This is a genomic window from Pseudomonas sp. GV105, from assembly GCF_003058185.1.
GTDB classification, from domain to species: Bacteria; Pseudomonadota; Gammaproteobacteria; order Pseudomonadales; family Pseudomonadaceae; genus Aquipseudomonas; species Aquipseudomonas veronii.
In genome coordinates this window covers 189,900-199,368 of the sequence record NZ_QBUF01000014.1, presented here as the reverse complement: position 1 = coordinate 199,368, position 9,469 = coordinate 189,900, and the positions used below count along the sequence as shown (strand labels likewise).

Below are 9,469 nucleotides of genomic sequence, written 5' to 3'. Positions count from 1 at the left end.
CGCCTTGAAATATCGGTCGCCGAGAGAGTTTAGGCGTTTGGCAGCAGCATCAATTTAACGGGGAGTTGGTGTCCGGTCTGGTAGGGGCAAGTCCATGCTGCATCACGATGGCCCGTGACGAAACATGCTCCCCATGCGCAATGTCACGTACTCGTAGCTTGGTTAAGTCACAGGCACGCAGCTTGCTGTCGATGGCCAAGTTGAAGAGAGCCAGATCCCGTGTCTTCTCCGCGAGCTGAAGCCTGACTCGAATAGCCCAGATATCTCTGACTCGAAGCGGGGCTTTCTGCCCTACAAGCTTTCCCTTGTTCCAAGGCTGATGGCGATGTAAAGCGATAGTGTTCATGGCTTGTCCTCCAGGTTGAGGAAGGACAAGGGTGGATCAGTCGCAATGCGTGGAGGTCGCTAGTCGACCCAAAGCTGCCCTTCGTGAAGGACAGCTAATGGCCGGTTGAGTCCACAACCCGAAGCGGACATCGGCGGGACATTCCGATTAGCTGAATTGACGCTCATACAGGGTGACGTGCTGAGGAAACAGCTCGCCATAGAGCGGATGTGGAATGCCGAAAATGTTCACTTCGATGCACGGTGGCGCGAGCTCTTCGGAGTAATCCAGGATGGCCAGACCCGCACATGGAATGACCAGACCCGCTTCGGTCTGAACAGAAAGATCCAGAACGGTCTGGTCGTGATGGTTCGTGGAGCACTGGTTCTGGATAGCTGCGTACCCATCGGCAGGTTCGAATTGGCCGAAAGCAACGCCCATCGGGGGATCTCCGTAATCGAGCGCCGAGTAGCCCACCAAAACCAATCCGCTATAAATTGAGAATCGCATCATGAGACTGCCTGTTTGTGTCATGCATTAGACCCAAGCGCGGTATATCACTTGGCTGGTCCTTAAGCGAGGGTGAAGCAGTTGGGCGACCGCTATTGGCCGTCTGCTGCCTGTCGCCACGGCAGCTTTTGGCGGATTCCTACCTATTCTCGACGGAGGGGATGATCAACAACGTTCGAATTCGGGAGGTTTACCATTCCGTATGCGGCTCTGAATTACTTGCAGACCGACAACGTGCTGACAGCTAAAAAATCCCGAGTTCGATTCCACCGAACGCCATAACTAGCTGATTTGTTTATAGTTACCAGTTGGGGTACGCCGAATTTTCCAGCGAACTCCAGATGCCCGAAAAACCTACTCTCGCCGAAACATACCGTTCGTCTGGTGCCACCATACAAAACATAGCCCCCGCAGAAATGCGAGGGCTTTGTTGTTTCAGCGGTGAACGGGCGTTTACTGAGGGGAGAGTAGTGAGCGAACAAGTCCTGCCCCCCAAAACCATCACCCCCCCCAACTACTCCGACAACGACTCAATCATCTGCCCATGACACACCGCCAAAATCTCATCCGCCAGCGCCGAGTCGTCAGGGCAGGCGCGCGATAGCGTGATCGCGCCGACCGCGCGTGCCAGCAGGTCGATCATTTTCTGCCTTGCCTCACCCGGCGCCGCATCCGGGCCGGTCGGGTATTTTTCGCCGAGCGTTTGCAGCATGTGCTCGATGCCTTCAGCGAATGCCGATTTCAAGTCGCCCGATTGACGCGCAGCGTCACCGCACAGCGCTGCCATGGTGCAACCCGTGGCGCGTCTGTCGCGATGCTCCCTGGAGACGTACAGATCGATGAAGTCCTTCACGCTCAATGCTTCGGCGTTGGCCAGTGAGTGAGCAAGGCTGTTGGCCGAGGCTTCGGCCATCAGGTCGGCCTTTGAAGCGAAATGTTTGTAGAAACCGCCATGGGTGAAACCGGCGGCGGCCATCAGGTCGGCCACGCCGACTCCGTCAAAGCCGCGCTCGCGAAACACGACTGACGCCGTTTCGACGATGTGCTCCCGATTTGCCTGGGCCTGAGCCTTGGACACTCGCATGTTCGATACCTCTCTACCGCTGAAATTCATCGGCTGATGATACATAGATGTCGACCATAATCAAAACCGTTGACAGTTTAGATTTCGATCATCATCCTAATCGCAAGCAAGATGACCATTTACCAACGGGCACGGAACACACACCCATGAGCGACTTGAACCTGTTTACCCCCTACACACTGGGCGCTCTGACGCTGTCGAACCGCGTGGTTCTCGCGCCACTGACGCGCAATCGCGCCGGAAAGGGTTTTGTACCGAGTGAATTTGCTGCGGCCTATTACAGCCAGCGGGCCAGTGCGGGGTTGCTGATTTCCGAAGCCTCGCAGATCTCCCAGCAGGGGCAGGGCTATCAGGACACGCCAGGTATTTACACAGCGGCTCAGATAGAGGGATGGCGCAAGGTGACCGATGCCGTACACGCCAAGGGCGGGAAGATTTTCCTGCAGCTGTGGCATGTGGGCCGAGTTTCCCACGTGGATCTGCAACCGCACGGCGCGGCGCCGGTAGGCCCTTCCGCGCTGCGTGCGGCGACCAAGGTGTTCGTCAACAATCGCTTCGAGGACGTTTCCGAGCCGCGCGCGCTGGAAATTGACGAGCTCCCAGGCATCGTCAACGATTTCCGCCAAGCGGCGGCAAACGCCATTGCGGCAGGCTTCGACGGTGTGGAAATCCACGGTGCAAACGGCTATTTGCTGGATCAGTTCATCAAGGACAGTGCCAACCTGCGCACTGATGCCTACGGCGGCTCGATCGCAAACCGTGCGCGCCTGCTGCTGGAAGTGACAGCCGCGGTGGCCGCCGAGATCGGTGCTGATCGCACGGGGATTCGCCTTTCGCCGGTCTCGCCGGCCAATGGGGTATCGAGCAGTGATCCGCAGGCTCAGTTCGATTACATCGTCGATCAACTCAATGCCCTGGACGTCGTTTATCTGCACGTCGTCGAAGGCGCAACCGGCGGGCCACGCGATGTGGCGCCCTTTGATTTCGACGCCTTGCGCCAGCGCTTCAAGAATACTTACATCGCCAACAACGGCTATGACCTGGACCTGGCCACCGCACGCCTTGCGCACGATAGGGCCGACCTGATCGCCTTTGGCCGCCCGTTTATCGCCAACCCCGATCTGGTGGAGCGGCTCAAGACCGCTGCGCCACTGTCCGCCTTCGACCCCTCCACGCTCTACGGCGGCGGCGCGGCGGGATACATCGACTACCCAACGCTTGCCGAATCCAGCACCCGCGCGAACTGAGCACTGGCTGATCGAGCCCGGTTTTATTCGTGCATCAATCCATGTTCCCGATAAAGAGCTGACATCATGACAACTTACCCTACCGTTCTCATCACTGGCGCTTCCACTGGCATCGGCGCGGTTTACGCCGAGCGTTTTGCCCAACGCGGGCATGATCTGGTGTTGGTTGCCCGCGACCACGCGCGCCTGGAAACGCTCGCCGCAAAGTTGCGTGGCGAACACAACGTCACCGTTGAAGTGCTTGCGGCCGACCTGACTCAACTCGGCGACCTGCACACCGTCGAAGCGCGCCTGCGGGATGACGCTCGCATCGGCATCCTCGTCAACAATGCCGGTGCCGCGCAGTCCGGCAGCTTCATCGAGCAAAGCACCGACAGCGTGGCGCAACTGGTGGCCCTCAACACCACTGCGCTGGTGCGACTCGCCAGCGCCATCGCGCCACGCCTGGCCAAAGCCGGTGCAGGCGCGATCATCAACATCGGTTCGGTGGTGGGCCTGGCGCCTGAGTTTGGTATGTCAGTCTACGGGGCGACCAAGGCGTTTGTGCTGTTCCTTTCCCAAGGCCTGAGCCTGGAGCTTTCACCTCAGGGCGTTTATGTGCAGGCCGTATTGCCCGCGGCCACCCGCACGGAGATCTGGGATCGCGCCGGTATCGACATCAACACCTTGAGCGAAGTCATGGAAGTGGCTGACCTGGTCGATGCCGCACTGGTCGGCTTCGATCGCCGCGAACCGGTGACCATTCCGCCGCTGCAAGAAGGCGAGCGCTGGGATGCCCTGCAAACCGCACGTCAGGGTCTTTTGTCGCAGATCAGACAGTCCGTCGTGGCGCCGCGCTATTTGACTGAAGTCTGAACCCTGTCGAGCAGGTCGGCCTCGCTCCGCAATCGCACGGAATAAACATGACTCTTTTGGCTAGCAGCAATCATCCCGGTTCACCGTCGTCATTTATCCACGCGGCGAACCAGTCGGTTCTGGTGGGCGGGATACCTTTTGCCTACCGCGATCTGGGCCCCAGAACGCAGGTTCCGCTGGTCATGTTCAACCATTGGGGGGCAGTGCTGGATAACTTTGACCCCAGGATCATTGACGGTCTGGCGAAAAACCGGCGTGTCATCACCACCGATTACCGTGGTATCGGTGGCTCGGGTGGCGCCGCGCCGTTGACCGTCGGTGAAATGGCTGACGATGGCATCGGTTTTATCCGTGCGTTGGGTTTGGACAAGGTGGACCTGCTCGGCTTTTCACTCGGCGGCTTCGTCGCTCAAGACATCGCCCTGAAAGCCCCCGAACGCGTGCGCCGGCTGATCCTCACCGGAACCGGACCGGCCGGCGGCACAGGCATCGACAACGTCGGCTCGGTGACCTGGCCGTTGATGCTCAAGGGGCTGCTGACGCTACGCGATCCCAAGTTCTACCTGTTCTTTACCGGCACGGCCAACGGACAACGCGCCGCGTCCGAGTATTTGCAACGGCTGAAAGAACGCCAGCAAGACCGGGACAAAGGCCCGACACCCCGTGCGTTTTTTCGGCAATTAAAAGCCATTACTGCGTGGGGCAGGCAGGCGCCGCAAGACCTCGGGCGCTTGCAGATGCCGACGCTGATCGCCAACGGCGACAACGACATCATGGTGCCCACGGTCAACTCGCTTGAGCTGGCAAAGCGAATCCCCGACGCGCAACTGGTCATTTACCCGGACGCCGGGCATGGCAGCATTTTCCAGCACCCTGGCGATTTCGTGAGCAAGGCCTTGGCGTTCCTCGACGCCTGAACGTCTCATCGCATCAACGTTGCCGGGGCCGCGCCCCGTTCTCATTCCACCGACAAGAGCGTTGCAACATGAAGGCATTTTTTATCGACCGCTACGGCAAGCAGAACGGACTGCTTGGCGAAGTGCCCGACCCTGCGGTCGGTGTGCATGACGTTCTGATCCAGGTGCACGCAACGAGCGTGAACCCGTTGGACTCGAAGATCAGAACCGGCGAATTCAAACTGATCCTGCCTTACACATTTCCATTGGTCTTGGGCAACGACCTGGCGGGGGTGGTCGTTCGCACAGGTTCGGCGGTGACGCGGTTCAACCCGGGAGACGAAGTCTATGCACGCCCTCCCGAGGATCGGATCGGCACGTTTGCCGAACTGATCGCCGTGAACGAAAACGCGCTCGCGCTGAAACCCTCGAACCTGGACATGGCCGAAGCGGCGTCCGTCCCCTTGGCCGCTTTGACGGCCTGGCAGGCGTTGGTTGAGACCGCCCAGCTGAAAAAAGGCCAGAAGGTGTTGATTCATGCCGGCTCCGGCGGTGTCGGCACGTTTGCCATCCAGCTCGCCAAACACCTCGGCGCTTTTGTTGCGACCACCACCAGCACGGCGAATGTCGAATGGGTAAAGGCGCTCGGGGCGGATGTGGTCATCGACTACAAGAAGCACGACTTTGCGAGCGAATTACACGATTTCGACCTGGTATTGAACAGCCAGGGCAAGGATGTGCTGATGAAATCGGTCGAGGTTCTCAAGCCCGGCGGACAGCTCATCTCCCTCTCCGGGCCACCGACGGCAGCCTTTGCCCAAGCGCAAGGCTTGTCCTGGATGCTGCGACAAGTCATGCGCCTGCTGAGCAGCGGTATTCGTAGAAAAGCCCGCAAGCACGGGGTGAACTATGCATTTCTGTTTATGCGGGCCAGCGGCGCACAACTGCAAAAAATCAGCTCGCTTATCGAAGCTGGTGTCATCAAACCGGTCATTGATCGTTCCTTCCCTTTTGAATCGACGGCAGAGGCGTTGCGCTACGTCGAGCAGGGCAGATCAAAAGGCAAAGTCATCATCACTCTCCAATAAGCGCACTCCAACAATATGTCAGTCGATAACGCGCACGCCGCCAAGTATCAGCCCCCAGCGCCTGAACCAGAGGAACCGCCACCGCACACACAGGCGCCGTTGCAACCGCAAGTTGCACCTGTAGAAGCGCCGATAATCATTTGGCGTAGCTTGATGCTTGAGCAGTAACGGGAAAGGGGGCGAATGTCGAAAAGCGATGATCTTGTCGCCGATTCGACCATCATGTTTACTGTGCTTTCAACAGCGCGACTTCAGCAGAAGTTCCACACGTATTTCCCCGCGCACCCAGACGGTTTCAAGTGGATTGCCTCTAAAAACAGGTGCGCCCCCCATGACGAATGCTGCGCCAGCCATCAAACTCAGCACTCTTCGACAAATAGCCCCCTATCTGAGCATGCGCAGCGTGTTGCCGCTGGAGTTCTTTCGGCGTTTTGGTATCTCTCCTCACGTGTTTCAAAACCCGGATGCCTGGGTACCACGAGCGGCCTGCTTTCATATCGCCAACGAAATGGCAGCTATCGCACAGGACCCCTTCGCCGGTGCGTCTGTGGGGCATTTGACCGACGTGCGCTCACTCGGTGCATGGGGCGAATTGATATTGGGTTCCACCAGCCTCGCTCAGGCGTGTGCAATGGCGGCAGTCCATACGCAATTACTGCATCAAGGAGGAGAAGTAAACATTGTCACCGAAGGGCGCACGACGAAACTCATCCACCACTTTAACGGGCAGCACGGGGCTGATCCGAAGCAAGTCATTACCGCCAGCCTGGTGGTGCTCAGAAAAGTGCCGCTCATGTCCGGCGAGCCCGGCGCCATACGCGTACATCTAAAGAACCCAAGAGAAAGAGGCGACGAGGCGCTTGAAGAATACCTGGGCCCGAATCTCCACATGAACGCTGAGTACAACATGATCGAGTTCGATCGTGAGTTGCTTGAAATTCCCCTGCACTACACTCGGGATATTGCCTGGAAAACCACTCAAGCCTTGAAGTCGACCACTGAAACAGCTGACGTGCTCGCCAAGCAGATAGCGGATCAGGAACTGTCCAAACTTGCGACTATTTCACGAACGATCGGGCTGTCGCCCCGAACGTTGCAGCGTCGCCTCGAACATTGCGGCATCGACTTTGACGCATTACGTGACGAGACACGTCGTAGCGAAGCATTTCAGTTACTGGCCAGCGGTAAATACAGCGCAACCGAGATTGCCTATATGGTCGGCTACAGCGATCCCGCGCACTTCACGCGTGCCTTCAAGCGCTGGACCGGGAGCCCGCCGTCGCGCTATCGCTCCATCTTGTTGAAACACGATCGTTAACCTCCCCTCCTGACGCCTGCTTGCCCAACTCTTTAGCCCCGTTCAGGGATGGCCTTCGCGTGCGCGCTCGCTTTGCTTTTGGCACCAAATGGCAAGTTTGTGCCAAGGCGTTCTTATACAGTCAAAAAATTAACGCCAACTTATAAAACCAAGAGGTTTACATGTCCCCTTCATCCACGGCCTGCATCTTCGCCATGGCGTTGGCAGCTTTTGGAAGCGCGAACGCCCAGTCATCCTCGGACGCGGCAATACCGGTGGGTGTAGATAACTTCGTGCGTGCCGAGTCCGATCTCTACTTGGGAAAAATGGTGGCGACTGGCAGTTTGGGCCGCTTTGTTCACAGCCGCGAAGCCGTGCCAATCGATGCCCAGAATGTGGTGCGGATGAATCGGGACACGCTCTATTCATCGGCGGTGTTCGATCTCGATGCAGGCCCCGTCACGATCACCTTGCCCGAGGCCGGGGGAAGGTTCATGTCGATGGCGGTGATCAATGAAGATCACTACGTACCCATCGTCACTTACGGCGCCGGTCGCCGGACGCTGACGAAAGAGGCTGTCGGCACACGTTATGTGTTTGTGGCGGTGCGGACGTTCTTCGACCCCTCCGATCGCAAAGACCTTGAAACAGTGCATGCACTGCAGGACGCAATCACGGTCAGCCAAGCCAAGGTTGGGGAGTTCGTCGTACCGAAGTGGGACCAGGCCAGCCAGGCCAAAGTACGTGATGCCTTGGCCGTCCTGGGCTCGACCATTCCCGACTACAACCAGTCCTTTGGGCCCAAGGGCGCGGTCAACCCGATCCATCACTTGATCGGCACTGCGACGGGGTGGGGCGGAAACCCAGCCAAGGACGCTATCTACCTGGGCGGGGTGATGCCAAAGAACAACGGCAACACTGTGTACCGGCTCAAAGTCGGGGATGTTCCGGTGAATAGTTTCTGGTCCGTGAGTGTTTATAACGCAGACGGTTACTTTGAGAAAAACCCTCAGGACGCTTACTCGTTGAACAACCTCACCGCCAAGAAAAGTGAGGATGGCTCGATTGTCATTCAGTTCGGTGGCTGCGACGCAAAGATCGCGAATTGCCTGCCGACTCCACCCGGCTGGAACTACACAGTCAGGCTTTATCAGCCAAGCGAACAAATACTGAATGGCCAATGGAGCTTCCCGAAGCCGCAGCCAGTCACGCGCTGATTAAAAATCTACAAACTTTATAACTAAATAAAAACGCCAATAAGTTTGGCTTTACCGCATAGGAGAGACGCAATGACAACCATCGGTGGTTCAAACTTTCTCAAGCATCCGGTAACGCTCATTACCGGTGCGACACTCGCACTTGCGATGGTATTGCCTGCACACGCGGAGGATTCAAACGAACCCTCCGTGACCGTCGGCGGCGGGCTGGCCGTCGGCCCGTTGTACGAAGGCGCTTCACACTATGCCGCATTCCCTTCACTGAAATTCAAAGCGGTCTTGCCTACCGAAAACTGGGGCAAATTCACCGCCGCTTTCCCGGACGGACTGCGCTGGGATTTGCCGGGGCTTTCTCCTTTTGGCGTGGCTCTGCTGATGGGTTACGACCCGGGGCGCAAGGAAAGAATCCACACCCTAGACGGTCGGGATAACTACCTGAGGGGAATGGGCAACCTGGACAGCACGGCCTTGGTCGGGGCGGAAGCGTATTGGGTGCTTCCGGCCGGTCGCCTGTTCGTTCGAGGCCTGCAATCAACCCAGAACCGTGATTACGGTGGGCAAAGCCTGGGGCGTACCGCGTATCTGGAGGCCGGGGTGGCCACTGCCTACGCACTGTCTTCGACATTGACCCTGGACTCGACCCTGTACGGCACCTGGAGCAACGAGAACGACATGATGGCGCGCTTCGGTGTCACCGCCCAACAGGCTGCACGCACCCGGTTCGACGAATACCACCCCGGTGGCGGGATGCGCGACGTGACCTTGAAACTGGGCCTCACCTGGCAATGGCAACCACAACTGGCACTGGAAGGCGGCGTCAAGACCTACGCCCTGGTCTCCGATGCCCGCAACAGCCCGCTGACGGGCGAAAAAGTGGGCGCAGGCGCCTATCTGAACGCCCTCTACCGGTTTTGATCAGCCGGCAATTCCGGGATAGATAAGGGAATCCT

At 58.2% G+C, this 9,469-nt stretch carries 9 protein-coding genes and 1 pseudogene; 7 read left to right on the top strand and 3 right to left on the bottom strand.

What is annotated here, in order from left to right; translation table 11 throughout:
• Positions 1 to 97 precede the first annotated feature (97 nt).
• The 3 genes and pseudogenes from C8K66_RS25040 to C8K66_RS25030 all read right to left on the bottom strand — a co-directional run.
• A pseudogene (locus C8K66_RS25040) lies at positions 98 to 346 on the bottom strand (integrase); the annotation flags it as partial.
• A 147-nt stretch (positions 347 to 493) separates the two neighbouring features.
• On the bottom strand, positions 494 to 766 hold the full coding sequence (locus tag C8K66_RS25035) for a hypothetical protein (RefSeq protein ID WP_033896791.1): 273 nt from the start codon (positions 764 to 766) through the stop codon (positions 494 to 496).
• A 583-nt stretch (positions 767 to 1,349) separates the two neighbouring features.
• On the bottom strand, positions 1,350 to 1,919 hold the full coding sequence (locus C8K66_RS25030) for a TetR/AcrR family transcriptional regulator (RefSeq protein WP_046488718.1): 570 nt from the start codon (positions 1,917 to 1,919) through the stop codon (positions 1,350 to 1,352).
• 146 nt (positions 1,920 to 2,065) lie between these two features.
• Between C8K66_RS25030 and C8K66_RS25025 the strand changes: the two genes are divergently transcribed.
• The 7 genes from C8K66_RS25025 to C8K66_RS24995 all read left to right on the top strand — a co-directional run bounded on the left by C8K66_RS25025 (position 2,066) and on the right by C8K66_RS24995 (position 9,434).
• Positions 2,066 to 3,166: an alkene reductase gene (locus tag C8K66_RS25025; protein ID WP_108526239.1), complete on the top strand. Its 1,101-nt coding sequence runs from the start codon at positions 2,066 to 2,068 to the stop codon at positions 3,164 to 3,166.
• Between the two features lie 66 nt (positions 3,167 to 3,232).
• Positions 3,233 to 4,021, top strand: a complete 789-nt coding sequence (locus C8K66_RS25020; RefSeq protein WP_108526237.1) for an SDR family oxidoreductase — start codon at positions 3,233 to 3,235, stop codon at positions 4,019 to 4,021.
• A 47-nt stretch (positions 4,022 to 4,068) separates the two neighbouring features.
• Entirely contained in the window at positions 4,069 to 4,938 is an 870-nt protein-coding gene (locus tag C8K66_RS25015) for an alpha/beta fold hydrolase (protein WP_108526235.1), read from the top strand.
• Positions 4,939 to 5,006: 68 nt separating this feature from the next.
• Entirely contained in the window at positions 5,007 to 6,005 is a 999-nt protein-coding gene (locus C8K66_RS25010; protein WP_108526233.1) for an NADP-dependent oxidoreductase, read from the top strand.
• Between the two features lie 331 nt (positions 6,006 to 6,336).
• The gene (locus C8K66_RS25005) at positions 6,337 to 7,323 is read left to right on the top strand and encodes an AraC family transcriptional regulator (RefSeq protein ID WP_108526231.1); all 987 of its coding nucleotides are present in this window, start codon (positions 6,337 to 6,339) and stop codon (positions 7,321 to 7,323) included.
• A gap of 161 nt (positions 7,324 to 7,484) precedes the next feature.
• Complete coding sequence (locus C8K66_RS25000; protein ID WP_057005782.1) at positions 7,485 to 8,519, top strand: DUF1254 domain-containing protein; 1,035 nt, start codon at positions 7,485 to 7,487, stop codon at positions 8,517 to 8,519.
• Between the two features lie 72 nt (positions 8,520 to 8,591).
• Positions 8,592 to 9,434 (top strand): MipA/OmpV family protein, encoded by an 843-nt coding sequence (locus C8K66_RS24995; RefSeq protein ID WP_057005781.1) that lies wholly within the window; start codon positions 8,592 to 8,594, stop codon positions 9,432 to 9,434.
• Positions 9,435 to 9,469: the final 35 nt, after the last annotated feature.